26 protein-coding genes are annotated in these 24,698 nt (G+C 33.7%); all 26 read right to left on the bottom strand.

What is annotated here, in order from left to right:
- The 26 genes from ACTJKN_RS22595 to ACTJKN_RS22470 all read right to left on the bottom strand — a co-directional run bounded on the left by ACTJKN_RS22595 (window position 1) and on the right by ACTJKN_RS22470 (window position 24,683).
- Window positions 1–552 carry a WcaF family extracellular polysaccharide biosynthesis acetyltransferase gene (locus ACTJKN_RS22595; RefSeq protein WP_440827969.1) on the bottom strand — a complete coding sequence of 184 codons (552 nt, stop codon included), beginning with the start codon at window positions 550–552 and terminating at the stop codon, window positions 1–3.
- 7 nt (window positions 553–559) lie between these two features.
- Window positions 560–1,180 carry an exosortase Y gene (xrtY, locus tag ACTJKN_RS22590; protein WP_440827968.1) on the bottom strand — a complete coding sequence of 207 codons (621 nt, stop codon included), beginning with the start codon at window positions 1,178–1,180 and terminating at the stop codon, window positions 560–562.
- 62 nt (window positions 1,181–1,242) lie between these two features.
- Window positions 1,243–2,091 carry a glycosyltransferase family 2 protein gene (locus tag ACTJKN_RS22585; RefSeq protein ID WP_440827967.1) on the bottom strand — a complete coding sequence of 283 codons (849 nt, stop codon included), beginning with the start codon at window positions 2,089–2,091 and terminating at the stop codon, window positions 1,243–1,245.
- Window positions 2,091–3,338, bottom strand: coding sequence for an XrtY-associated glycosyltransferase XYAG1 (locus ACTJKN_RS22580; protein ID WP_440827966.1), 1,248 nt, complete (start codon window positions 3,336–3,338; stop codon window positions 2,091–2,093). The genes ACTJKN_RS22585 and ACTJKN_RS22580 overlap by 1 nt, the downstream gene beginning before the upstream one ends.
- Entirely contained in the window at window positions 3,339–4,733 is a 1,395-nt protein-coding gene (locus ACTJKN_RS22575) for a hypothetical protein (RefSeq protein WP_440827965.1), read from the bottom strand.
- Window positions 4,734–5,711, bottom strand: coding sequence for a glycosyltransferase (locus ACTJKN_RS22570; protein ID WP_440827964.1), 978 nt, complete (start codon window positions 5,709–5,711; stop codon window positions 4,734–4,736).
- A complete protein-coding gene (locus ACTJKN_RS22565; protein ID WP_440827963.1) occupies window positions 5,711–6,349 on the bottom strand; it encodes a hypothetical protein in 639 nt (212 codons plus the stop codon). Before ACTJKN_RS22565 ends, ACTJKN_RS22570 begins: the two co-directional genes overlap by 1 nt.
- The gene (locus ACTJKN_RS22560; protein WP_440827962.1) at window positions 6,339–7,541 is read right to left on the bottom strand and encodes a glycosyltransferase family 4 protein; all 1,203 of its coding nucleotides are present in this window, start codon (window positions 7,539–7,541) and stop codon (window positions 6,339–6,341) included. Before ACTJKN_RS22560 ends, ACTJKN_RS22565 begins: the two co-directional genes overlap by 11 nt.
- The gene (locus ACTJKN_RS22555; RefSeq protein WP_440827961.1) at window positions 7,538–8,836 is read right to left on the bottom strand and encodes a hypothetical protein; all 1,299 of its coding nucleotides are present in this window, start codon (window positions 8,834–8,836) and stop codon (window positions 7,538–7,540) included. The genes ACTJKN_RS22560 and ACTJKN_RS22555 overlap by 4 nt, the downstream gene beginning before the upstream one ends.
- Entirely contained in the window at window positions 8,833–10,065 is a 1,233-nt protein-coding gene (locus ACTJKN_RS22550) for a glycosyltransferase (protein WP_440827960.1), read from the bottom strand. Before ACTJKN_RS22550 ends, ACTJKN_RS22555 begins: the two co-directional genes overlap by 4 nt.
- Entirely contained in the window at window positions 10,065–11,084 is a 1,020-nt protein-coding gene (locus ACTJKN_RS22545; RefSeq protein ID WP_440827959.1) for a glycosyltransferase family 4 protein, read from the bottom strand. Before ACTJKN_RS22545 ends, ACTJKN_RS22550 begins: the two co-directional genes overlap by 1 nt.
- A gap of 27 nt (window positions 11,085–11,111) precedes the next feature.
- The gene (locus tag ACTJKN_RS22540) at window positions 11,112–12,107 is read right to left on the bottom strand and encodes a glycosyltransferase (RefSeq protein WP_440827958.1); all 996 of its coding nucleotides are present in this window, start codon (window positions 12,105–12,107) and stop codon (window positions 11,112–11,114) included.
- A gap of 55 nt (window positions 12,108–12,162) precedes the next feature.
- Window positions 12,163–12,867 carry an FkbM family methyltransferase gene (locus ACTJKN_RS22535; RefSeq protein WP_440827957.1) on the bottom strand — a complete coding sequence of 235 codons (705 nt, stop codon included), beginning with the start codon at window positions 12,865–12,867 and terminating at the stop codon, window positions 12,163–12,165.
- Window positions 12,864–13,817 carry a glycosyltransferase family 2 protein gene (locus ACTJKN_RS22530; protein WP_440827956.1) on the bottom strand — a complete coding sequence of 318 codons (954 nt, stop codon included), beginning with the start codon at window positions 13,815–13,817 and terminating at the stop codon, window positions 12,864–12,866. Before ACTJKN_RS22530 ends, ACTJKN_RS22535 begins: the two co-directional genes overlap by 4 nt.
- Window positions 13,796–14,737, bottom strand: coding sequence for a hypothetical protein (locus tag ACTJKN_RS22525; protein WP_440827955.1), 942 nt, complete (start codon window positions 14,735–14,737; stop codon window positions 13,796–13,798). Before ACTJKN_RS22525 ends, ACTJKN_RS22530 begins: the two co-directional genes overlap by 22 nt.
- Window positions 14,734–15,540 (bottom strand): hypothetical protein, encoded by an 807-nt coding sequence (locus ACTJKN_RS22520; RefSeq protein WP_440827954.1) that lies wholly within the window; start codon window positions 15,538–15,540, stop codon window positions 14,734–14,736. The genes ACTJKN_RS22525 and ACTJKN_RS22520 overlap by 4 nt, the downstream gene beginning before the upstream one ends.
- A 246-nt stretch (window positions 15,541–15,786) precedes the next feature.
- The gene (locus ACTJKN_RS22515; RefSeq protein ID WP_440827953.1) at window positions 15,787–16,704 is read right to left on the bottom strand and encodes a glycosyltransferase; all 918 of its coding nucleotides are present in this window, start codon (window positions 16,702–16,704) and stop codon (window positions 15,787–15,789) included.
- A gap of 3 nt (window positions 16,705–16,707) precedes the next feature.
- The gene (locus ACTJKN_RS22510) at window positions 16,708–16,908 is read right to left on the bottom strand and encodes a hypothetical protein (protein WP_440827952.1); all 201 of its coding nucleotides are present in this window, start codon (window positions 16,906–16,908) and stop codon (window positions 16,708–16,710) included.
- Between the two features lie 303 nt (window positions 16,909–17,211).
- Complete coding sequence (locus ACTJKN_RS22505) at window positions 17,212–18,144, bottom strand: glycosyltransferase family 2 protein (protein WP_440827951.1); 933 nt, start codon at window positions 18,142–18,144, stop codon at window positions 17,212–17,214.
- The gene (locus tag ACTJKN_RS22500) at window positions 18,144–19,013 is read right to left on the bottom strand and encodes a glycosyltransferase family 2 protein (RefSeq protein WP_440827950.1); all 870 of its coding nucleotides are present in this window, start codon (window positions 19,011–19,013) and stop codon (window positions 18,144–18,146) included. Before ACTJKN_RS22500 ends, ACTJKN_RS22505 begins: the two co-directional genes overlap by 1 nt.
- 4 nt (window positions 19,014–19,017) lie before the next feature.
- Window positions 19,018–19,767: a hypothetical protein gene (locus tag ACTJKN_RS22495; RefSeq protein ID WP_440827949.1), complete on the bottom strand. Its 750-nt coding sequence runs from the start codon at window positions 19,765–19,767 to the stop codon at window positions 19,018–19,020.
- A 5-nt stretch (window positions 19,768–19,772) separates the two neighbouring features.
- Entirely contained in the window at window positions 19,773–20,684 is a 912-nt protein-coding gene (locus ACTJKN_RS22490) for a glycosyltransferase family 2 protein (protein ID WP_440827948.1), read from the bottom strand.
- Complete coding sequence (locus tag ACTJKN_RS22485; RefSeq protein WP_440827947.1) at window positions 20,669–21,556, bottom strand: alpha-1,2-fucosyltransferase; 888 nt, start codon at window positions 21,554–21,556, stop codon at window positions 20,669–20,671. The genes ACTJKN_RS22490 and ACTJKN_RS22485 overlap by 16 nt, the downstream gene beginning before the upstream one ends.
- Complete coding sequence (locus ACTJKN_RS22480; protein ID WP_440827946.1) at window positions 21,541–22,191, bottom strand: FkbM family methyltransferase; 651 nt, start codon at window positions 22,189–22,191, stop codon at window positions 21,541–21,543. Before ACTJKN_RS22480 ends, ACTJKN_RS22485 begins: the two co-directional genes overlap by 16 nt.
- Window positions 22,192–22,291: 100 nt before the next feature.
- Complete coding sequence (locus ACTJKN_RS22475) at window positions 22,292–23,581, bottom strand: ABC transporter ATP-binding protein (RefSeq protein WP_440827945.1); 1,290 nt, start codon at window positions 23,579–23,581, stop codon at window positions 22,292–22,294.
- Window positions 23,562–24,683, bottom strand: coding sequence for an acyltransferase family protein (locus tag ACTJKN_RS22470; protein WP_440827944.1), 1,122 nt, complete (start codon window positions 24,681–24,683; stop codon window positions 23,562–23,564). The genes ACTJKN_RS22475 and ACTJKN_RS22470 overlap by 20 nt, the downstream gene beginning before the upstream one ends.
- Window positions 24,684–24,698 lie beyond the last annotated feature (15 nt).

Raw genomic sequence — 24,698 nt, 5'->3', positions numbered from 1 at the left:
TTAAAGAATTTCGCGCTCCTTTACTTTTGTAGCTGGATTTCCCTGATAGATACCATAAGCATCAAGCGCTTTTGTCGCTACGCTTCCCATAGTAAGTACAGCATGGTTATGGATATTAACTCCAGGACATACCTTGGCACAGGCTCCAACCCAGGCCCCTTCTTCAATATTGATTGGACCAATTAGTAGATCAAAGCTGATTTTACTGTAATTATGATTGCCTGTTATCAGCATGGCCTGCTGAGAAATGCAGCAGTTCTCTCCAATAGTCACCAGATCCAGGTTCTCAATATAACAGTCAGCCAGCCAACTAAAATCTCCAATAATCAGCTTCCAGGGGTATTTTACATGGATACCAGGTTTGATCCTTACCTGTTTTCCGATTCTGGCACCAAAAAGCCTTAAAAGGAAAACAAGGACAGAACTGATGGGCATGATCCGGCTTTTAAAAAAGAACACGTCTGTAAAATACCATAAAAACTGTTTCAAAACGGAAGCTTCGATCTGGAAGCCGCCCGTATCAAAGTTCTTATTTAGCTGCGTTTTATTCAAGGTATAATTAGTCTTGCTTTGGTTGAATAGTATCTTCGGTTTTTGCCTTTCTGATACCTTTGGTGTTGTTCTTGATCCAGATATATAACATTACAAAAATGCAGATGTAGACAATTACATTGAAAACCTCGTGATGATACGTAAAGTTCTGTCGCTGTGATTCAAACAAACCGAGCAGAACGCCTAAACCCGCTATCCGGCAAACATTTAAAACATAGATGGTGAGAATCCCAATGGCTAACATCTTAAATGTCGATTTCCAGGGGGCGGGGAAGGCAAGGACAAAGGCAGCCAAAAAACTCATCACTCCAAGCCCCAAACAGGAATAATTAATCCTGAGATATGGACCTGCTACAACCATCACATCCGATTCATTGTAAATGGCGTAAAACCCGAAAGCTTTGATAATCCACACTGCAGGAACAATTAATGCTGTCTTTAATCCTTGGATATAATTGAAATGTTCAGCAAGGCCTGCATTATAAAACCTTGCACCTGGAGTCATTACGCTATTCATAAACAAGTTTCCCTGACTGAATAGGATATAGAGTACAAAAAGGGCAATTACGAATTTGATTGCTTTTAAATCTGCTTGTTTCTTGGCCTGTTTGATCTGGATTTCGTTCATATCATTATTGCTATTCTGGATAAATGTAGGATTTTTCTTGATCTAATTATTACCTTTAATGGCTAGGGATTTTTGAGTTTGTTTATTTTTTTGTCCACCAACTTTCTAAACCAAAGGCCCTGCAGATAATGAAAACGACGTGCAGTCTCATTATCTAAAATACCCAATTTAAAAATCATCCGGTAACTATAATATAAATACGGCCTTAAACCCAGCGGCAGTTTCCACCACAATCTCTTTAGCCAGGCCTTTTTTTCATCAGGATTGCCCCAAAGGTTGGGGTTTAACGATTGCTTGCGTAAGTTTTGCATGCGTTCAATCTCTTCCTGAGCAATCAGATCGCTATATTTTTCATGTTTTTTTAACCAGAAATCGATGTCGTTTTCTTTAAGATTTTCTTCTAACAAATGTCCCTTCTTCCAAATTAGGGTTTTACCAGGAACAATAAAACGATGATCCATATTTTCGTTCAGATCAGAATAACCGGTTCCTGTCCTGAACATTTTCAATAGATAAATAGGGTAGTAGCCGCCATAGCGGATCCAACTTCCCTGAAAATAGTTTTTGCGGTTAAAATAGATTCCGTTTATGCCTTCGAAATTAGTATCCTTAAATTTTTGGAGCATCGCGAAGAGTTCTGGGGTTACAATCTGGTCGGCATCTAAACCAATAGTCCAGGGTGTTTTAACAGCAAAGTTTTTTAGTGCAAAATCCCACTGTTGGGGATGATTAACAAAAGGATTGCTTTGTACTTCAGCTCCATAAGCCTGCGCAATTTTTAAAGTATCATCAGTACTGCCGCTATCGAGAATAAAAACTTCGGCATGCAGATCTTTAATAGATTCCAACAATCGGGGCAAATGCACTTCCTCGTTGAAGGTTAAAATAATAAAGCTGAAATTCCTGTTCATTACATCAGTCCTTTATACATTTCCAGGTACCTGTTGGCCAAAATCTGGTCATCAAAATCTTTTCTGATTATTTCCGGTGCCATTTGCCCGATCTTTTTCCTTTTTTCCTGATCATGAAAGGCGTTCAATATCGTTACTTTGATATCATTTGCATCCAGTTTACAGATCCAACCCAACTGCTTTTCACTTACATAATCTGACAGGCCAACTTTGTCCGAAACCAAAACAGGGGTTCCAATGCTTAAACTTTCAATTACTACATTCGCAAAATTTTCATTGAAAGAAGTGAGGACCAATAAATCGTGTTTGGCTATCAAGTTATACTTATCTTGGTCAGTAACTTGTCCTATCCAATTAATACGTGGATTTAGCTTAAGTTTTTCCGCTTTTAGCTTTAAACTTTCAACATAGCCTTCTTTTCCCGAACCTGCAATGCTCAGTTGCCAGTTAATATCCAGCAAGGATAAAGCGTCAAACAGCAGCTCAAGTCCTTTTTTTTCTTCAATACGTGACAGGAAAATCAAGCGGAAAACTGGTGTATCGTAATTGTCAATAGCCAGTTGAGAACTGCTAACCGATTCCTTTATACTAACCAGATTTGGGATTACCGTAATGCTTTTCGGCATAACAATTTTAAGTATATCCTGTTTCTCCTGTTCGCTGGTAGCGTGGATGTGGCAATATTGTAGAAGTTTTTTCCCGATTGATCGATGAAGAAGTTGTTTGAAAAATGAATGGCGATTATGCTGTGTGTAAGCTGTGAGCATCCCTCTTGGCGAGAGCACTACAGGCACTTTGTAGCATTTCGCTATCCAGCAACTTAAAACAGAAACCAAATTCCACCAGGCATGAATGTGTACAATATTCCCCTCCTTTGGAGGGGTGTCTGCAAGACGGGGTGGACCTTTTAGGTGTCGATTGTCCGTGTTTATTTCGTCATCCTGAGTGTAACGAAGGATCTTTCTCAGACTCAGTAACAACCCAGGCGAAAAATGACTATGATCTTTAGTCCAGCGTTTAAAATAGCTAACTTTTACCCCATCGACTAAAGTAGTTTTGCCTATGATTACGTCTAGTTCAGATGTTCCATTTGCCGTAGTTGTTAATACCTGTACATCATGAATCCCTAACCCCTCAACGCTAACCGTTAACCTTACCAATGCTTCACACAGTTTCGCAACGCTTTGTATAGGCCCCCCATAAATGTAGGCCGGTTTGTAAGAAGCGGAAATATGGATGATTTTCACTTAAATTTTAATCTGTTGCAAAAACCTTTTAAGCGCAAAACGACGGATAAGTTCATAGATAAGTAGATACATAAATAGCCCCCCTATTAATTTGTTTAACGCAGATTCAAACATATATATCAATATGAATAATGGAATTGTCATGGCGGTTCCAATTAGTTTATCTGGACTGCTGGTCATTACATATTTGTAAGCAATTCCAATAATTAAACCGTAGATAAATAGACTAACAAACATTCCTGGAATGCCAAAATCAATATAGTTTTCAGTCATGTAACCCAAGCTTATGGAGGTAGCAGATTCTGCGCCAGCTACCTGCATACCTGAGTATTTTCTTGTTGTTTCAGAATCGTCAATGATTTCTTTATTTGGAAAAAAAAGCCGTGGTTGCAATACACGCGCCACCGCATCTCCCCATAACCGTCCGTGTGTATGTGGAACTACTCTTGGTACATAGTCTATTGTTGCGGAAAAGAAATCTATGTAAGAAATCCGGTCGATCGTCTGTTTAAACCCGGCATCAATATTACTTTGGTTAACATTTCCAACCAGCTCTTGTAGCTTAGATAGCGACTCACTGTTTGTTCTGATGGAGTTTTGAGAAATAGTTCCCCCATTTAGGTAACTTCTGTATTCTGGTTTAATATATTGCCAGATAACAATCATATAAAAGAATGTAATGGCTAGGCCTGCAAGGGGAATTATTTGTTTAAACTTTATTTTTTTTGAAAATATAACCGTTAAACCACCAAATAAAACCAAAAAATAATCCTTAAAACTAGAAAAGAAGCCTGTAAGACTTAATATAACTTCAAGGCCTGTAATTAAAAAAAACAATTTATATTGTTTAGTAAAAAAGGTACTCATCATGAAGATGAAAAAAATCATCCATTTAAAGTCGGCAAGTTTTGCTATGGGTTGTTGAAATCCGCCCATAGAGTAAGAATTATTTAATAATATTGGATAAAGTATGGTTACAATAAGATATAATGGCACTAATCTCCTTGAATCGTATCTTAATGCGATTTCTGCATAATCTTCTTTTTCGACAGCGTATCGCCTGATTATTATATGAATACCCAATGCAACCGATATTATTCCAATTAAACTCACATAATAAGTTTTTTCAATTTCTTTATAATTTTCAAAAACTTCCTGAAATTCAAGTCCCATGAAATTTGAATAAAATACTTTAATTGTTATAGAAAGCCATTGTAGTAATGAAGCGACGAAAAGATATGGGCTTTCATCTTCTTTCCATAATAATTTAATTAGTAGAAAAGGTGTTAAAACGGCACAGCTTGTTGCAAGAGGATTATAACTCGTGATCGCGTATAGCAACAGTAAAAACATTAATATAATTTCTACTTTACCGATTTTTCGAAAATTTGCCATTTATTTTTCTAAAAAAATCTGATAAAATTTTATATCCAGTTTAAATGCACGAAGTAGCCGAACCACAGACCATCTCATAAACAAACCAAATAAATTTGTTTCAGACTTCAACAATAACATTAGTTTTTTACCTTCATTATATTCCTTAACATAAAATAAAAATAATAGATCATTAAAGTAACTTGGTTGAGTTTTCCATCGCCAATAGCGCCTGGCTATTCTGTATTGATCTTCATTTTTTATCAGCAATGAAGATATTTTTTTTTGTATGGGTATATCTTCTTTAATTCTTAAGGCAATGCTTCCATAATTTCTACTAAGTTGACCACCATGCAAACGGAGAAAGGTTAGTTTTTCAGTCATTCTTCCTATACTTCCTTTTGAGGCAAGTTTTGTCCACAAATCAAAATCAGCACTTAAAATCATTTCATCGTTAAATAATCCGACAGCATAAGCATGTACTGAGCTAATAGTCACATTTGAAATATTCCCTGGAATACAACCCCATTTAGAGGACATACTGGCATAACTATCAGTGTCTATTATAATTGGGGTACCGTCAATTTTTTCAAATGGTTTAACGGTTCCATTTTCATCTATATATTCAACACCATGATAGCTCATTGTTATATCTGCATGCAGGTCATGAAATATTATACATTTTTCTAAACAATCTGGCATCATAATGTCGTCTTGTGCCCATAAGTGAATTAACGGAGAGCTGGTAAAGCTAATCAGTTTATTAAGGGTTTTGAATAGACCAAGGTTTACATTATTATAAATAACCTTTACTTTTTGTGAATATTTTTTTTCGATTTCTCTTAAAAATTTAGTACTCTCGTCAGTTGAGCAATCATCACATATTATAAATTCATAGTGAAATATATTTTGATTTATCACGGATAATACTGATTTCTCAAGATATTTCATGCCATTATAAACGGGTAATATAACGCTAATTTTAAGATCCGGAGTCATTAAATTTCAGAGAGTAGTAGCCTTCTTATTCTTTTTAGTTTCGTTAAAAAAGAGTTTCCAAAACCAGTAAAAGCAACTTTTCTTGTCGATAGAAAAAATACTAAACCAGACTCAATTTTTTGTTTTTGGATAATAGCGTTTTTAAGATTTTTAAAGTCATCGACGCTCCAACTAGAAATATGATTCTCATATATACTTTCGTAAAGCTCCTGTTGAAAAAAATCTTTTGGTGTTGCAATAAGGATATCTATATTCTGGTCCAAAAAATGTTGCAGCATTTTAAGTGATTTATCTTTGCTAAGATGCTCAATAACATCAATCATAAGTATAAGATCATAATCTTCAGTTAATTTCTGATATAAATCGAAAATATCAGAAAAAAATATGTTTCTATAAATGTGGCTAATGTGCTTAAGCATCAATGTTTTATCAACTTCAACACAATCTATTATAATATTGCTTTGTTCTTTAAGGGTAAGGTCTGAGTCTATTTTCTTATCAGAAGGTATTCCTACATATTCATGAATTAAAAATCCATATTTTCCAAATCCCTTCCCAATATCTAAAATTTTTAACGGCTTTAATTGTCGTATAATATTTATTATTGTCGGTATCTGGTCTGAAAAGCTACTCGCCATTTTTATATAAATGTTTAATTAGTGGATCAATGATGTTTTTTATCGTTCTAGAAGAAGCTTTAATTAAAGATGCTTTTCCAAGAGTAGTAAGTTTTTTCTTTTCTAATATATTTATAATACCGGTTATCTCCGTTAAATCTCTTGATTTAAAAATATATCCATTTTCAGGAGAAACTAAATCTTTCGTACAACCAACTTTATCGGAAACCAAAATTGCCTTCCCCGAAGCCATAGCTTCACTAACCGCCAGCCCCCAAGTTTCATTTGGGCCTTTCGATGGTAAGCAAAATAAATCGCAGGTTTGATAAACGACAGGCATTTGAGTTTGGTTCTGGAAATCCATAAAATGAATTCTTTTTGCAAGCCTATGCCTCCTATCCATTTCTTTAGTACTTATCCCATCTTCATACTTCCCTAAATCATTGACCTTTAATTTTAAACTTTTTTCCAACTCGCCATTACCCACAAAAAGTAGGTGGGTAAGCGGACGGTCTGATTTTATAAAGGCTTCTAATAAAATGACAGGGTCTTTTTTCGCTTCAAATTTTCCGGCAAAAAGGATTAAAATTTCCTCGTTTGATATACCAAAGCGCTGTCTTAACTCAATAGCTTCAGTTGATCGATCCTCAGAAAATCGTTCATTATCAACTGCATGAGGTGCGAAAATCAATTTATTTTCTTTTAGCCCATATCTTTTAAAATAGCTTTTGTTTTCCTGGCCTACAAAAAAAGCTAAATCTAAATGCCTGTAAACCCAATTTAAGAAAATATCTTTTATCCATTTTTTCCAAAACGGTAAAGGATCAAGTAGGGTACTGTCTCCTCTAAACCATACGGGTACTTTCCCTTTAAATGATCTTATCGCTTTTAGGTGACTTCGATAAGACCATCCATAAATTAAAATAGCATGAGGTTGGAATGCTCTTATGTCATTTATTAAGGTTGGATTTTTAATCCCATTAAAATAGTGTCCTGGTATTTTAGCTTTATTTTCGACAAAATAATAATTATAGTTTTCCAAAATTGGTAAATCCCAGCTTATTTTTTTCTTGAAACCTTCGTCAAATATCTCTTTCTCGCTATGCTTACCGAAAGTATAAAATACCATTAATTCACATTGTAAAGCGAGCAGCTGGAATAGCGGTGCATAATATTGTATTGGGTGGCTAACAATTATTGCTAATTTTTTCAATTTATTGATTTTTTCTCCAGGCAGCTATCTAAAAACTCACATTGTTTTTGAGTAGTTGCCCTGGCCCGATACTTTTCGAATTCTCTCCAGTCAGTTTCTCCTACAGGCAAATTGTTTTCTGCTACTCCTGTTAAGAAACACCTAATAACTTCCATTGACTTTTTAAAATTCAGAATATTTGCCACATAGCCTGCTTTGCAATCAAGCAAGGATTGTGCAGCACTGCTCTCCATGTTAAAAATAGCCAAAATTGGTTTCTCAGTCATGATGTAAGGATATATTTTGGAGGCTGTGTATGCTGGTTTTTCATGCCCGGGGATAAATAAGGCATCGGCAGACTGTAAATTATACAAACTATCGTAGAAAGAAATCCGATCTGTTTGTTCGGATACATACTGTTCTACGTCCAGCCTTTCTGCTACGCTATAAAGTGTTTTTTGCCCGCTACCCAATGGGGCATAACTGGTGCCTATAAAATGAAATCTTAGCTTATCGAATAGATTTTGGTTAGATTGTAAACACTTTTTAAACGCTTTAAACAAAAGGCTAACAGCCTTTTGCATATCAAAGCCGCCCCTACCTACGTATACAATATGTTTGAATTCCTTATTGTTATCAAATGCAAGTTTAAGCAGATCTGCATTTTCGTTGGCAATATCTAAGTCTCTCCTAAATCCGCCAAATGTTATCGTTGCTTTTGGTATCTTTTCAAGATGGGGGTATCGAAGGACTAAATCATCCAGATAAGCATCTGAAACGGCCATTAAACCACTAACATCTTTCATAGCGATTGGTTCAAAATATTTATCGAGCCGATAGGAAAACCAATATTTTTTTGGCCTTTTATACTTTGGTTTATCTTCGTAATAACTGGTAAACCAAGGGTCCTGCATGTCAATGATGTATGGAATATCAAATTTCTTTTTCCAATACGGGCCTAAAACGCATACTGGAAATTGAGTTGTTGAGAAGAAGATGAGGTCAAATTTTTCTCTTTTTAATAAACGATTAACATATTGCTTATAATGCCAGAGCGACCTCAATGCAATACTGCCCAAACCGAACTTGTAAGTTAATTTTTTATCTAATGCTTTTATCCGATGAATCTTGATGTTTTCCGGAATTGATTTATCCAATAAATAATCGAAAACTGCATCTGTATATTTTTCTGCTACACAAACAACCTCTACATGCCAGTCAAAATCTTGATAAAATGGCAAACTCATCCTTACTCTATGAATTTCCGCAGCGTTAGCTGGGGTAAAGTATGGTGAAATGATTAGCGCTTTTTTCAAAATATAAGTGTTTTATTGATTACCTCTATAAATTTTTTGCTTTCGGTCTCCCAATTTAATGCATCTTGACCTAAATTGTAATTGTATTTTTTTGTATTTATTAATAATTCAGGGGAATCAATATAGTGATTGATGGCATTGCTTAGAGATTGCCTGTCTCCCCGAATGTAAACTTTTCCAGATTTCGGATATTCATTTATAAACATCGTCTGTGCACTAGTATTGCTTGCTATAATTGGCAATCCGCATTGAATATATGTAAATATCTTATTGGTTAAACAAATATCCCTGTTAAGTGGAGTACCTATTTCGGTAGCCAATCCAAGATCAAAACCTGCAGCAAATTTGAAAATATCTTTTGCCGGAATTGGTCGATAGAAGATGATCTGTTTGGGGGTGAGGTTTTCATCTGTAGCGATTTTTGTGAAAAGGGATCTTGTTTCTTCATCATAATCTCCCAGTAAATGTAATTCCACTGGTTTTTTAATATCACTCATTGCCCTAATTACCTCTTCAATCCCTCTATGTGTTCCTACAGTTTGAGAAAACCAAAAAAGTTTTAAGGTTCCTTTTGCTGTATTTTGGATAGGTAATAATTTTGTTTTAGGGAAAACATTGTTGATCACTACCGGTTTCAAAAAAGAATATTTTTTTTTATAATTATTGGCAATCAATGGGCTGGCTGCAGTAAAGTATTCTGTTTTTGAAAAGTACTTTTGCTCAATCAATAAATTAAGTAAGTACATATAGTCATTCCTGGAAAGATATTGCCCTGAATCCATATCTTCAGCATCGTAACCAACTTTGGCAGCGCAAAAAGTTGCGGCAATGGCGGCAGCGGGTAAAGCACCTAAGTTATGTGCAATAAATAAATCTGCATTCGTACTTTTTGCTGCACGTAAGGATTCGGCATGCGCCCTGCTAATTGCGTTTTCTGCAAATCTCCCATTTTTGGTCAATCTGAATATTTCCTTCCAAACTTTTTGACGTAAACGCGTTTTATAATAGGTTAGTTTTTCAAGAATATTGCCGAAAGGTGACCCCCCACAAAAAATATACATCCCTGGGTTCTTTGAAATGATGTCCAAATCAAATTGATCTGCCCATCTCTCGTAAAAACAAACAATTGCTTTTACCTCAAATCCTAAACTCTTGAGGTATTCGGCTTCTTTAACCAGTCTGGGATTCGTTGTGGGTTGCGCTGTTGTAATGAAAGTTATCTTTTTCATTAAATTTTCAATGCACGTTTATATAAGCGCTCATATTGATCAGCAATTACCTGCGCAGAAAATTTTTCTTCCAGTACTTTCCTGCAGTTTTCCCTATTTATTTTTTTTATATGATTAACGGCAATAATCATTTGTTCAACGTTTTCACATACGTAACCATTATAACCATCTACTACAACTTCTGGTATAGCTCCTCTTTTAAAACCAATTACAGGGGTGCCACAAGCTAATGCTTCTGTCATGACGATACCAAATGGTTCATCCCATGTTACGGGCATTAAAAAGGCTTTGGCATTACCAAGTAATATATTTTTCTCTTTATTATTTACCGGCCCGATGTACGTGATATCCTGATTATTGAGATGGGGCTTTACTTGGGAATTGAAATAGTCTATGTGCAACTTTTCGTTAGGAATATTTCCAGCAATGATTAACCTGTTTTTCGTTTTTTTAGCAACCTCTATTGCCAGGTGTGTACCCTTATCGCATTGAATGCGCCCAAGAAAAACGAGAGGTGCCTGATCGTTTATTTTCGGGTTAAATTGATATTCATCACTATTCACTCCATTGTAAACTGTAGTTATATCACAAAATTTACTGATTTGATCTGCAATGTAATTGCTACAGGCCGAAAAGTATAAAGAATTTCTATTAGCCAATAAAACTGCTTTTTTAACTTGCGAAACGGTAGGAGGAAGTTGGTAGGATACGATCTTAATTGTCTTTTTTGGCATTAAAAAAGCAATATTATTCATTCTTCCAAAGGTGTGGACCAAATCGAATTTTTTATTTTTAGATGTTAAAAGATTTATTTTAATAAAATCCTTAAAGGTATATTTTTTAGATTCTTGATAAGGGATCAATTTACAGTCTACTTTAGAATCGGGATGAGCGAATAAGGTAATGTCGTGTCCTTTTTTGTTAAGTTCTTGGATCAACATATATATAATCCGCTCTATTCCTCCATATTGATCTGGTGGAACAGGGATGTTTGGACTGGCTATGATAGCTATTTTCAAATTATCGATTGGGGTTCTAAAGATTAATTAACAGCCTTTATTAGGATTTATATTAATTAAATAATGAAAATGTTCTTTATTATTATGAACTGCATTAATTGTTGTATAACTGGTAATGGGTTTTTTAAGCCATGTTAGCAAGTACCGTAATATTTCGGGTAGAGTTGCCATATAGAATATTGCCCTGGCACTTTTATCAGCCAATGCCGCATGTAATAAGGTCGTTTTATAAGGGCTATTGCCATCTTTTCTGGCTTTTAAGAATAAATCATAGGCTAATTTACTCCGTTCTATACCGTGTATTTTCCTAAATGCAGAAGCTACCAATAATACTTGGTAAGATCCCCATAAAGAAGGATTTTGAGATCTGGCTGTTGCAATAGTTTGTGAAAAATTTACGAGTGGTTTATTAACCAAAAGTATTGGATGCGGTATAACCCTTTCCCTAAAATGTTCAGTTACATCAACCGGTAAATCATTAGGTGTTAACCAAGAATTTGAACAGGAAGTTCTCCACAGCATAGCACTATTGCATATTTTAGCTGAGCCACACTTATCCCTTAAATTAAATTCCAGTAATTCTGTACCTGTTTTTTTATCCCAAACTGTTCGATTTGCATCAAGCCACTTACCATCGTTTTGTTCGATCCATATTTTCTCATTTGACACTACCATCTGTGCGTTTAAGTAGCCATTAATGGCTGCAACCATTTTATCTAAAAAATCCTCTTCCCACCAGTTATCATCCTCTAAAATGGAAGCATAAGGTTCATCCGTTTTTTTACTAAAGCAGTAGTTGAAGTTTCTGGTAGCACCAAAATTTGTAGGATGATCTTTTAGAGCTATTCTTTCATCAGCGAGTGCCCTTAGTAATTCATTAACCTCGGTATCCAATGGATCATCATTTATTACCTCTGCAACCCAATTTGTATAAGTTTGATTGATAAGAGAATTTAAAGCGCGTTTAAGTAACGCAGCTCTCTTATAGGTAATTACGAAAACCCGAATGGTTTCATTTTTCATTTTAGTCAAATGATATAGACAATCAATTAGCTTTCTAAAATATTACTATAGTTAATTATTCCTTTTCACTAAGTTTAAAGAGCGCATTAAAGTAACCCAGTCTAACGGGGTTTTGAAACATTACCTGATCGTAGATGCCAACTAAACTAAAATTATGATCATTTAACAGGTTTTGAAGTGTTATAAGTTGAGAGTGAATTTGGTCATGCATATCGAGGCTTGCTTCTACAAAAATTATTTTGACCTTATATTTTTCGAGCGTATTCTTCGATCCTTTTAAGACCTCCTTTTCAAATCCTTCTACATCTATTTTGAGTAGGTCTATTTCAGTAATTTCATTTTGTTCCAAATAATGATCTAATGTTGTAATCTTTACAGATTCATTTTTAGTTTCTTTATTTACGATTTCTCTGAGACTGTTAGTTTGGGAATCTCTTTGTAATGATACCAACTGTTCGCCAATAAAAGAAGATAAGGCATATTTTACAATCTTTACTTTCTTCCAGCCCTTTTCTTTTCTTTTTAAAATATTAAAGTTTTCTGTTATAGGTTCAAAAGCTATGATTGAACATTTAGGATAATAAAGTTTAAAACTTTCTATTGTTTCTCCGTGATGAGAACCTACATCTATCAAAGTTTTGATATCTATCTTTAGTTTATATTTTAAATCAAAGAATAGATCTGTACCGATTCCAAGACCCAGAGATTTTCTTATAAACCACCCTCTTGAATGGAGAAATAATTTTAATTTATTTTTCATCTTTTTAAGAGTTTTCTGATTCTTTTGGACATTTTCCAACCTACGATTCTAGAGAGCACTGACATAATTCCGCCAGTAGAAAACTTTATATCAGATCCGCCGTATTCGAACACCTTTTTTTCTGCTAAATTTATGAGGTCAGGAAATTCTGGATAATAATCATAAATAAAATTCTGGAAAGTATTGGCCGCTATTTTTTTTATCTGGATACTGTTATCTTTCGCCAGCATACTATCTATACCAAAAGTTAAAGATGTAAACGCAGATAGCGCCGCTTTTCTTGTAACTTGAGAAGACAAAGAATCCAAAACGCCACTTCGGTAATATAATATGGAATTTGGTGAAAAATATAGATATTCGGCTTTTAATAATACCCTGATAAAAAAATCAAAGTCGTTTATTAATGATAACTTCTCATTCCACAATCCTGATTTCAGCAAAATATTCCTTGGGATTAACCATAACGCACATTGTAACATCACATGGCCATCACGCATAGAATTAATTAACCATTCAAAAGGTTGTTGATCATAATCGTTTTGATTGGCATTAAGTTCAAATGTTGAAAGATCATTTCCATAAAAACGCCCCCAAGAGGCGCACGCTATGCAGCCCGGCTTATTATGAATCAATTTTATTTGTTCTTCAACGAAATTTTCAGATAAAATATCATCCGAGTCAAAAAATTTAATGAATTTACCTTTACTTAACCTAAAAGCTTCATTTGCGGCCGCGCATTGTCCACGGTTATCAGTTGTATATACTGCAATTCTATCATCGTCGAAATTGTTGGCAATGCTAAATGTCTCATCTGTAGAACCATCATTTACGATAATTAATTCCAGGTTTTTGTAAGATTGATTTATGACAGAATTAATTGCGGCTGCAATGTAATTGGCCGAATTATAAGCCGGCATACAGATAGAAACTAATGGACTAGTTTCTTCCATTCAGCGGTTAAATAAGCATATTTTGCTTTGTATATATAGTGCCTTAATGTGTTATCTTTTAGGTCAATATGTTCACTTTCATAGTATATTTTATATTCATGTTTATTTAATCCAAATGCGTTTTGTTTATAAAGCAGATAACTCATTAACGTTTGTTCGATTTCTGCTGGTGATGCTTTACTATAATTTATCATTAGTGTTTTAGCAACTTTTTCTAAATCTACATAATCTACTAAACTGCCATTATATGCAACTACACCACCATTAACCTTTTCAACCAAATCAATTCCGAATTTATCCTTGATTATTTTACTATCGTCAACAAAATACGAACTGTTAAGTTGCTCAAACATATAAATCGCACTCTTATTGGTGTACGCCTCAAAAATTTCAGTTGGAAGCTTTAAAAATAACATGTCACTATCTAAATGTATTTTCCAGGAACTTTCTGCATGTATGTCAATAAGACGCCTAAAAAATGGGTGCCAGTTTCTTAAATAATTAAGTGTTGGGAACATGCTTACTGGTAAAACCTCATTTAATTTTTCTTTTATCTCTTCATCTTTTACAATTATTATTTCATTACAATATTTTTTAAAAATAGTTGTGATCTCTTTATTGATAGATCCATCGGAATAAATTTTTACTGCGATATTGTTCCCGTAGCTTTTTATAAAAGATTCTATGCAGAAAATAGTTTGATGCCAATAGTTCTTCCCAGTTAAAAAGTTTAATTCTATATTTTGATATAATGGTTTTTGAAGTTGATTTCTAAGCTTAAGGGCTGCTTTTTTCATAGCCTTTTCACCCTGGTGCATTTTAAACCAGCCCCTAAAGCCAAAATGTGTAATGTTGTACCTATACTTTAGCGTAGGTTGAAAATATAATCGGTATAAAAATTTTCCAAGCTGTAATTTCATAACATTATTTTTTTCCAGGCTAAATTAAAATAATGCACTTTAGATAGGTCGACATAATGGTGTAGAATTCCGTTAGCCTTTTCAACCTGCTTAGCAGTTGGATTTACGATATATGTTTGCGGCGACAAGGCTACTCCAGGGTTTCTTGATAAGAGCATAGCTGTTATTGCCTGTTCAAGGTAATAGGAGGTACCTTCATTTTCTTCCAGGTTTTTACACCATACTTCTAAATCTTCCCAGTCAATATCATTGGAATTTAATCCGATAATACCAACATTAACCAATTCTGGCACGCGATTACCACATAACTTTTCCATAAGTCGCGTGCTATATCCATAAGATTGCACACAGTCTCTCATATAAATATTACAACCTGGGGCTTTTATCCAATCGATCAATTCGGATGGAGAATCCCAAAATAACATATCAGAGTCCAGCACAATTTTCCAATCACCATCTAAAGTATGTATATCTGTTAACTTTTTAATATGTGGGTATTCTTCCCGTTTTTTATGCAATAAAGGGTATTGGCTTTTAGGCAATTTTACCTCAATGTTTTTACTTATTAGTTCTTGATCTATAATGATTACATTATGGATTTGATGCTCAATTTCTTTTATCATTGCAGAATCGAAGCTGCCGTCGTCTACCAGTATAAATTTGAATTTTTCACTAGATACCGTAATAAGAGACCTGATGCAGTAAATTGTTTGGTAGTAATATTTATTGCCGGTTAAAAAGTATATAGGGTGACCATCATCATAAGAAACAACCTTAGAAATTTTATGTGAACTTTTTTCCATTAATTTAGTATTCCAAAGCAATATTAAATAGGACCTTAACCCTCCAAGTTTTTGTATGTATTGGATTTTAGATCTTGGAAACCGATATATATTATTAATAAGGTTTTGGTAAGTTAACCAAATCATATTACCCTTAAATTTTTTATCATTATTTGGAAATAATTAACGCAATTGCTTTGTAAAATTTCTCTTCAGGTTGTTGTAGTTGATCTCGAAATTTTAGACTAGCTGATTGCTGTCACTCATTTAAATTTCTGATAATCCTTTATACATGCCACAATCACTTCGCCACATAATAAAATTTTTTCCGCCTATCCAGGCCTTATTCTTAACCCAGGCCTTTGCAAATCTGGGTAATAAGGTAATGGGATGAATTTTTTTCCAGGGATTAATTCCATGGTTTTCTAATATTTTTATCCATGAAATATTTGAGTCATAAACCAGTTTAGACATGTAGCCGGCCTGCATTCTTTCCTTTGGGATAATATGCTGCAAGCAGAGTTTTGGGAAGTAACCGACCAACCAGCCAGACTTTATAATTTCCAAAACAATATCATTATCGCCTCCTGAGCTGAGTTTAGTTCCGGTGCGATCTAAAATCAGATGATTTACATCTGTTATTTTATTGATATAGTTATTCAGTGCCTTTTTTCTGATTACCATCCCGGCACCGATTGGGGCATATTCTGGATATCGGCTATCCCATTTCTCAATAATAACATCTTGACCATAATTTCTCAGCGCCAAATTTTTGGCGAAATGGGTTAACCATAATGGTGGATCTGAAAGATAATAGGGTGCAGAAATTCCTCCAGCACAACCAAGTTGAATATTATTGGATAAAATATCTATAGCTTGTTCAAGATAGTTCTCATTCACGATATTGTCATCATCAATCATCACTATAATATTACCTTTAGCTTCTAAAAAACCCTTTAATCGCGCAAAAGTTAAACCTTGCTTTGGTTGTTTGATTATTTTTGCATTAATATGCCAACCCAAATTCAGACTTTTATCAAATAGGTTTGAAGAATTATTGTCAACAATAATTAACTCCCATAATTTAGTTGGCAAAGTTTGATGCATCAAACCTTCAAGTGTTAATCTCAACCGTTCTTCGTTTGGATTATAAGTTGGTATAATAACGGAAACGAAATTTAACATTTCTTAATTTCCTTTTTTAATACTAAAAACATTTTTCCATTTTTTAATTACTTTTTTTCTAGAAGATTGATTAACAAAAGTAACGCCTTTATCTCCATTTGTAACAAATGTATCAATGAACTGAAGTAAGCTATAATTTGCAATTCCAGAAAAATAAGGATGACAGTAACTCAAAATTACCATCATTATGGCAATTTTTCTCAAAGAGTATGTATTGATTTAATAATAATTTGTTATTAATTAAGGGGAAATTTTCAATCAATAATGATTTATAATAGTCAACTGACTTTGATGAAAGAATTTCTTTAGTAAAGTAATTTCAATTTTTTGCCTTGCGTTATAATCTTGCTTACTTCTAATATCTTCATTATTTATTAAGAAAATTATCATCGCCTTTATATACACTAATCCACAAGACTCATATCGAGAGGGGGCAACGAAAATTTCACAATCATTATTGACTCTTTTTAAAACTTTGTCATTTACTATACCTATTTGAAAACTACTTTATTCATGTAATCCAAATAAACGATAAATCTTAACCCTTACCCTATTTAGAAAAAATATCCATTTCCATTCGTATACTCTACCATGTGCATTTTCTGCCCATATTTTTTCATGGTCTTCTGCCCATTTATCCTGCATGTTTTTATCGAAGGTTTTTGCCTGTGGATGCTCGTTAGCAACAGAAAGTGGAAGCTTAATAAGAGATTTTTTCTTACCCTTTGCAAGTCTCATCCAAAGTTCAAAATCTAACGAGCAGTGTAATTCTTCCCATATTGGTTGATGGATAGAAGATGCCCAGAAGGTTGATGGTTGTATAATGCCAGGTATTTTTATAAAAAAATCTAAAAATGGAAGTATCTTAACAAAATGGTATTGTTTTCTTTCGATACTATAATTATAGGCGTACCCATATACGAATTTGCTTTTTGTTTTTATAAAGTTGTTTATAACTAAGCTAAAAACATCTTTAAGATAATAATCATCACTGTTAATCCAAGCGTAATACTCGCCTGAAGAAAGGCTGAAACCTTTATTGATTGCGTGACCTTGTCCGCGATCTGATTCACTTTCCCAATAGCTAATGTGAGATGAATACTTTTTGATAATTTCTACTGAACCATCGGTGCTCCCTCCATCCATTACAATATATTCGAGATTTGGATAATTTTGTAGCAATATTGATCTAATTGTTTGCTCTAAAAAAGCTGCCTGATTGTATGATGGTGTTACAATGGTTATTTTAGGCCAATTTTTATTGTTGTTATAAATATTCGGATCAGTTTCTTCATCCCATGGCCAGCCCGTACTTTGTTCAGCTGGATCGGGCAGTTTATTTAATAGACCCGTTGTTGAATAGGATAAAGGATCTAAAGGGTAACGAACGCCTTTTTTTATAAACTCTTCTAAATATTGCTTTAAATTAGGTAAGTGCATTACTTTGATTGTTCGTAAAAGTATTCGACATATCTTTTTAGATAAGACCTATCAACTAATTTCATCAATTTAGGGTATAATAATTTTAAGATCCTATATTTTACTTTGCGGAAAAGTGCGAACTCCGCTAATATATATGCTCTGAAGAAGTCGTTTTTCAGTTTTTTGTCTATATAAACAAATTTGTCTGGATTAAACTGTTTTTCTATTCCTATTAATTCCTTAAAACGCTCAATATTTTCATTGTTGGATTTTTGTTCGCCATGTATTCTGTAAACTGATAAAAATCGCGTAGTTGAAATGAAATTAACCCCTACCGAATTAGCCCTTGCAAACCATTCCCAATCAAACCCAAAGTGTAAGTCTTCCCTTAAAGTACCGGTTAGTTCAAAAGTCCTTCTGGTCCAAAAACTGCTGGGTTGAAGAATGTAATCACCATGATTAATATCCCACTTCTTTTCCAGGTCGAAATAGCTTCCATGGGTAAAATTACTTTTTTCATTAATATGGATGCAATTGCCATGTAAAAGATCTGCTTTGCTATTTGTTAATATAGATGCTACTGTGAATAATGTTTCAGGTAGATAGTAATCATCAGAATTTAACCAACATAAAATATCGCCTGTTGCAACTTTAAATCCTTTGTTTATGGCATTACTTTGACCAGCGTCTTTCTCACTTACCCAATAATGTATGTTTTTCTCATATTTTTTAATTATTTCGAGTGTGCCATCTGTGCTGCCACCATCAATAACGATATATTCTAGATTGGGATATTGCTGCCCGATGACAGACAAAATTGTTTGCTCGATAAATTCAGCCTGATTAAATGAAGGGGTTATTACGGAGATTTTAGGGAGTTTTACCAAATCTTTATTTAATTTTAAGCAGAAATGAAGTTGCTGACCTGATTTTTTCTTTAATTGTTTTTAATAAAGAAATTATCTTATTCTTATCTCTATAGTAATTTCTTATAACTTTCCAATCTTCGCTTGCCGGATTTTCATTTTCATCTATTCTTTCGCCAATAAAGCGATAACCGGTTCTTTTAATGGGAAATGGTTTGTTTGAAAAAAAATCATCATGTATTATTATTGATGTTTTTAATTTGTGGTACACATCATTCAAAAATATTTGATCACTACCATAGGCAAGTGTTCTACCTAGGCTATAGTGTTTGATCATTTTTTTCATTTCAATCACGTTGCCTTTAATGCCCCACATACCCCCTAAAATAAAATGAGGGATATTGTTTACCGGATCTTGGTGGTAGGGATGATCCCGCATGATGTGCAAAGCATTATTGCTAATCATCCACTCATTTACGGCCATTTTTTCTCTTATTGATAGTCTTGAATCACTATCTCTAAAAACAACATAATTACAATCTGGTAAATCTGCTGCGTAAAACCTCCAAAACATTCCATAAATGTCGCCGGTTACATCAATAGTAATTGCTCCTAGCTGCTGTAGTCTTAGGATGGTTTCTATTGGTACACTACTGTCGTGATAAACGATTGTTTTCCATCCAGGATAAATTTTTTCAGCAAGCTCAACATTCACAACTATACCTGCCAGATAAATTTTATCACATCCCCACAAGCTGTACGATATATAATTCATAACGACTATATAGTTTTAGAATTTAATTTTGGATGTTTAATTAGAAAAGAGGGAAGATATTTCCCCGTTATTTTAAAAAGCAATAAAATATATAACAAGGAAAACTGTATTCCAGAAATTAAATTCTTTATAAGAAATGGGATATTGTTAACAAAAACCATCCTGAAATAATCGCGATCTGCTTTCGTGAGCAACCTTGCGGTATAATTCTTATTTAAAACATAAAGGTTTGCAATACGCATTCGAACCGATTTTTGAGACATTGAATGCTCATGTACCCTATACTCAAATAACTTTTCCTCCAATCCTAAAAACAGCGCATTTTCTTTACTTGCTCTTAGCCAATAATCCCAATCTTCATTTCCGAAAGCTAATACATTGGTATCCTGTAAACCAATTTTTTCTGCAAGACTTTTTTTTATCAGTACAGAAAGAACAGGTATATTGTTATGTCGCAGTAGCATAGGATATAACTCTTGCCCACTAAATATCCCTATCCAGCTATTGTAAGGACTTAAAACCTGGGTTTTTTCATTCAAATAATAACCGCTCGAAAATATAATATCAGTATCAATTCTTTGAGATGCGTTAATCTGTACTTCAAGTTTATTTGGCTTCCACAAATCGTCTGAATCTAAAAAAGCTATCCACCGTCCTGTTGCTGTTTTAATCCCATAGTTTCGGGCTGAACCTAAACCTTTGTTTTTTTGATGCACGTATATAATATTTCCGTGAGAAAGTTGTATCTTTTTAACAATGTTAGCGGTTGAATCATTAGAACCATCATCCACAACAATGAGCTCCCAATTAAGGTAAGATTGCTTGATTACAGCGTTAATTGCCTCTTCGATAAAAGATTCGGCATTATATGCTGGCATTATGATACTTACTAATTCAGTCATTAAATAATTATCCAATCACTAGGGATTAAATTTGAAAAGATTGGGCTAGGCGGATTAACAAACCAATTCTTTGGCGCAATTACAGTTTTTTTTTTCGATTTATTTAGCCACGCTGCCCACCAGCTGAATGAGCTATTTGCTATAATTTGATGGGAGCATTTACTCATTAAGCACATATCTACCCAAGCGGCTTCACTAGTTGAAACAAAGGTGAGGTTTGAGCTTACGCATGATAGTTTGTCTTTACACCATGATATATCATCAGAAAAAACAAAATAATGTAAGCTACTAAGTTTTTGTTCCAAAGCTTTAATGGCTTTAGTATAAAACTCTATATCTAAAATGCCATGAAAACTTAGATTCGGCGATTTTAGGTAATCACCCCGTCTTACGTGGATGCCTACGGAATTGTTAAAACTTATAATTTTAAGCATTAATGGCGTAACACTTTCAGGAAGCTTTGGGAAGTTAAATTCTTCCAATAGTTCATCTCGGATATGTTTAAAGTATTGTTCACTTTGGAAGTACCCATCCATGTATATAAATCTTTCATTATTGTAGCTTGAGCAGTTTTGATCGCATTTGTCAAAATCAGATATTACCCTAACATTTAAATGAAAAATTCTTTTTAAAATCCTTAAGAGGAGATTTTTTGATATTATTGAGGTCAAAAATAGATTATTTATTTTTTCTGTTCTTAAGTTTTTAAAAATGCCTAATTCAAATTTTCTGGCAGTGAATATCTCGTTGTTTTTATTGTATTTATTCAAAAAAGTATGATCAAAACTGATGGATTGTTCTTTAAAAGTGCCTCTAGCTGCAGCATACTGAAACATTTGATTTCCTAAACCACCCTTAAGGTTGCATAAAACTAATCTCTTTCCCACTTTTCTTTCAAAACGAATATAGTATTAACATTTGTATCGGCATATTTAATATAACCTTGGTTTTCTAAATAACTTATAATGTCATGATTTTTTTCGCCTCTTCCTGTTTCTGAATATGAAATTGTTTCAAGACAAATCACAATTGGTTTACCCTCATTAAAATCAATAGATTTGATTACTTCCTCTTCTAATCCTTCAATATCTATGCTTAGAAAATCAGGAAATTTATAGATTTGGTATTTGTCTAGTATGGACTTAATCGTTTGAATTTTTATCATCACTTGCGTTTCAATTTTAAAACCGAAATCGGTCTGAAAACGATTGGCTTCAAAAGAAGAAAAAGTGTTTAGTGTTGCAGAGCTCATAACATTTAGTTCGAGTTCACCTTCAGTTGCGCCAATACCATAGTTTAAATTCAAATCTCTTTTTCGGTATTTTGGAAATAGCTTAAACAGCGAAGGGTCAGGCTCAATATTAATTCCAACACAACCTTTCTCATAAAACATTTGTGTATTATTAAGATAGAAAGGATGATGCGCACCAATGTCCAAATAGCTTGGTCTTGTTATTCCGATTTGTTCGAAGATATAATTAACAATTATATCTTCTCCACATTGTGAGAATGATTTTTTCACAAACATTTGTTTTTCTGGTGTCAGAGCATGTTTTGTCGATCTTAATAGTAGAATAATTTTGTTTTTTAGGCTACTAATCATTGCTGAGTCATTGTGAATATTAATGATAGTTTCTAGACGAAATCTCAATCTTCATTGGGTTAAGTAAAATACCATTCGATGTTCTTAATATAGTATTATCTAAATCAGTTACTGCTATATCTGAGATGATAATAGATGCCACATTTTCAATGTAGTGAATTGTCCTTTCATAAGTAGATAGGCCAAGCGTTAATTTATATTCACCTGCAGAGAATAATAAATTAGTTTCTTTAAAAATAGCTTCATAAAAACCTTCATCTAGATCTGTTTTCTCGCTCCATGAAGTTCGAATATCTAAATCTAATACTGTATTTATTCCTAAAGCTATGATAAAGTGGTTAACTCTTTTATTTAATTTGAATTTTACTCTTATTTGCCAAGGATGCCCTACATGTATTTCATTAATTAAATTTTCGTTGAGATCCTCGACACTCAGAGAGTAAGCATAAGCTTCTAGCTCTTTGTCGTTATGAGAAGTCTCTATGTGGTATAAGGCTTGTATTGACGAGCCCATAGAAAGATATTTACTAGTAACAATATCTATCGACGAAGACGATTCAATTAATCCATCTCGTAATAGAATACCATTATTACATAATTTCTGCACCGCGCCCATATTATGGCTCACAAACAGTACAGTCCTTCCTTCACCTTTACTCACTTCGCCCATCTTGCCCAAACACTTTTTCTGGAATTCTATGTCGCCCACAGCTAATACCTCATCAACAATCAAAATCTCAGATTCTAAATGTGCGGCTACGGCGAAAGCCAAACGTACGTACATTCCTGATGAGTATCTTTTAACAGGTGTATCCAGATAGCGTTCAATTCCAGCGAAATCAACAATTTCATCAAGTTTACGTTGGATTTCTTTTTTACGCATGCCTAAAATAGCGCCATTCAGAAAAATGTTTTCTCTCCCTGAAAGTTCGGGATGAAATCCTGTTCCCACTTCCAATAAACTTGCAATTCTGCCTTTACCAGATATTTTGCCTTTAGTTGGCGCAGTAACCTTACTTAGTATTTTTAAAAGTGTACTCTTCCCTGCACCATTTCTTCCAATGATACCTACTGCATCACCCTGCTCAATTTCGAAGTTAATATCTTTTAAACTCCAAACCGCATCGCTTGTACTTTTGGTATTTTGATTGCTTTCGTCGATCCGTAAAAATGGATCTTCCTTTCCACGAATGCGTGCGTACCAACGCTCCAGGTCGCGACTAATTGTACCCGTGCCGATTTGGCCCAGTTGATAAACTTTACTGAGATTTTCTACACGGATAGCAATATTATTTTTTCTTGTTGACATTAATAAACAACTTGGTTAACCTAGTAGAAATGTTTTTTTCGATTTTTGTGTAGTATATTATGCTCATAATTATAAAACTTATTATAATCATTAATGGAGCAATGAATGTCGGATGTAAGTATCCACCCCAATTATGGATGATAAGCACACCTATGTGTTCGTGTATCAGATATAAGAAGTAGGAGCTTACACCAATTTTTTTAACAATCGGATATTGTGCGAAAAATAGATACTTTGGTTGAAATATGAATAATACAAACATTATAATAATCAAGAAATTAATCAATCCAATAGTTAAATCATTAGCAAGATAAAACTGTAGCAAAATTAAAGGGATTATTATGTATCGACTTGGCGATTCTGTTTCTTTTATAGCTAGGTTTTTATCTGTATAAACTTGACATAATAGCGTTCCAATTGCAAAATAGGATAAATAAGCCGCAAGATTGAAGTGATAGAATAAAAATACCCGTAATATTTCTAATAACTTCTTTAGATAATAAACATTAACTAACCCTAAATCCATTTCTTTAAAAAAGATATAAATAATTATAAGTGCAACGGATATTAAAGAAAAGTTTCTAATGAAATGAACCTTATTAGTATAATAAATTATACTGGCAAATAGGTAGAATTGAACTTCTGGCCACAGGCTCCAGTACGAACCACTCAAGTATGAAGTACTAATGTTGAAGCCAAGGCGATGTATTAGCAGATTAAATGTAACCGGATTAATAAATGTAATACTTGGTAAGAAATTTTTGATTTCATGGCTATCTTTAAGGATAAATGCGTTATCGAAAAAATTGAATACGCCAAATGTGAATATGGATGCCACTAGCATAGATGGAAACAAACGTATAAATCTTTTTTTCCAGAATATTAAAAATGACTTTGTACTGGTAAGTGAATAATAAATTACAAACCCACTTATCGTAAAAAAAAACTGTACACCGTATTTTCCTAAAGAAAAATAGTCGAAATTGTTTTTATAAGGATAGTACTGTGGCCAGCGAGAATAAAAATGGAAAAGTAGCACAAATAAGATTGCAATGGCTCTAAACCCATCAAGTATCCCAATTCTATTTTTTAAGTCTTCCACCTTTTGATTTAAGCA

The organism is Pedobacter sp. 22163, assembly GCF_052045595.1.
Taxonomy (GTDB): Bacteria; Bacteroidota; Bacteroidia; order Sphingobacteriales; family Sphingobacteriaceae; genus Pedobacter.
The sequence above is the reverse complement of the archived record's forward strand: the minus strand, read 5'-3'. Positions and strand labels throughout refer to the sequence as shown.

Excerpts from the sequence above, each read along its gene's own strand:
- xrtY (WP_440827968.1), bottom strand. The coding sequence starts at position 1,180 with ATGAACGAAATCCAGATCAAACAGGCCAAGAAACAAGCAGATTTAAAA.
- ACTJKN_RS22585 (WP_440827967.1), bottom strand. The coding sequence starts at position 2,091 with ATGAACAGGAATTTCAGCTTTATTATTTTAACCTTCAACGAGGAAGTG.
- ACTJKN_RS22575 (WP_440827965.1), bottom strand. The coding sequence starts at position 4,733 with ATGGCAAATTTTCGAAAAATCGGTAAAGTAGAAATTATATTAATGTTT.
- ACTJKN_RS22570 (WP_440827964.1), bottom strand. The coding sequence starts at position 5,711 with ATGACTCCGGATCTTAAAATTAGCGTTATATTACCCGTTTATAATGGC.
- ACTJKN_RS22565 (WP_440827963.1), bottom strand. The coding sequence starts at position 6,349 with ATGGCGAGTAGCTTTTCAGACCAGATACCGACAATAATAAATATTATA.
- ACTJKN_RS22550 (WP_440827960.1), bottom strand. The coding sequence starts at position 10,065 with ATGAAAAAGATAACTTTCATTACAACAGCGCAACCCACAACGAATCCC.
- ACTJKN_RS22540 (WP_440827958.1), bottom strand. The coding sequence starts at position 12,107 with ATGAAAAATGAAACCATTCGGGTTTTCGTAATTACCTATAAGAGAGCT.
- ACTJKN_RS22535 (WP_440827957.1), bottom strand. The coding sequence starts at position 12,867 with ATGAAAAATAAATTAAAATTATTTCTCCATTCAAGAGGGTGGTTTATA.
- ACTJKN_RS22530 (WP_440827956.1), bottom strand. The coding sequence starts at position 13,817 with ATGGAAGAAACTAGTCCATTAGTTTCTATCTGTATGCCGGCTTATAAT.
- ACTJKN_RS22525 (WP_440827955.1), bottom strand. The coding sequence starts at position 14,737 with ATGAAATTACAGCTTGGAAAATTTTTATACCGATTATATTTTCAACCT.
- ACTJKN_RS22520 (WP_440827954.1), bottom strand. The coding sequence starts at position 15,540 with ATGGAAAAAAGTTCACATAAAATTTCTAAGGTTGTTTCTTATGATGAT.
- ACTJKN_RS22515 (WP_440827953.1), bottom strand. The coding sequence starts at position 16,704 with ATGTTAAATTTCGTTTCCGTTATTATACCAACTTATAATCCAAACGAA.
- ACTJKN_RS22505 (WP_440827951.1), bottom strand. The coding sequence starts at position 18,144 with ATGCACTTACCTAATTTAAAGCAATATTTAGAAGAGTTTATAAAAAAA.
- ACTJKN_RS22495 (WP_440827949.1), bottom strand. The coding sequence starts at position 19,767 with ATGAATTATATATCGTACAGCTTGTGGGGATGTGATAAAATTTATCTG.
- ACTJKN_RS22475 (WP_440827945.1), bottom strand. The coding sequence starts at position 23,581 with ATGTCAACAAGAAAAAATAATATTGCTATCCGTGTAGAAAATCTCAGT.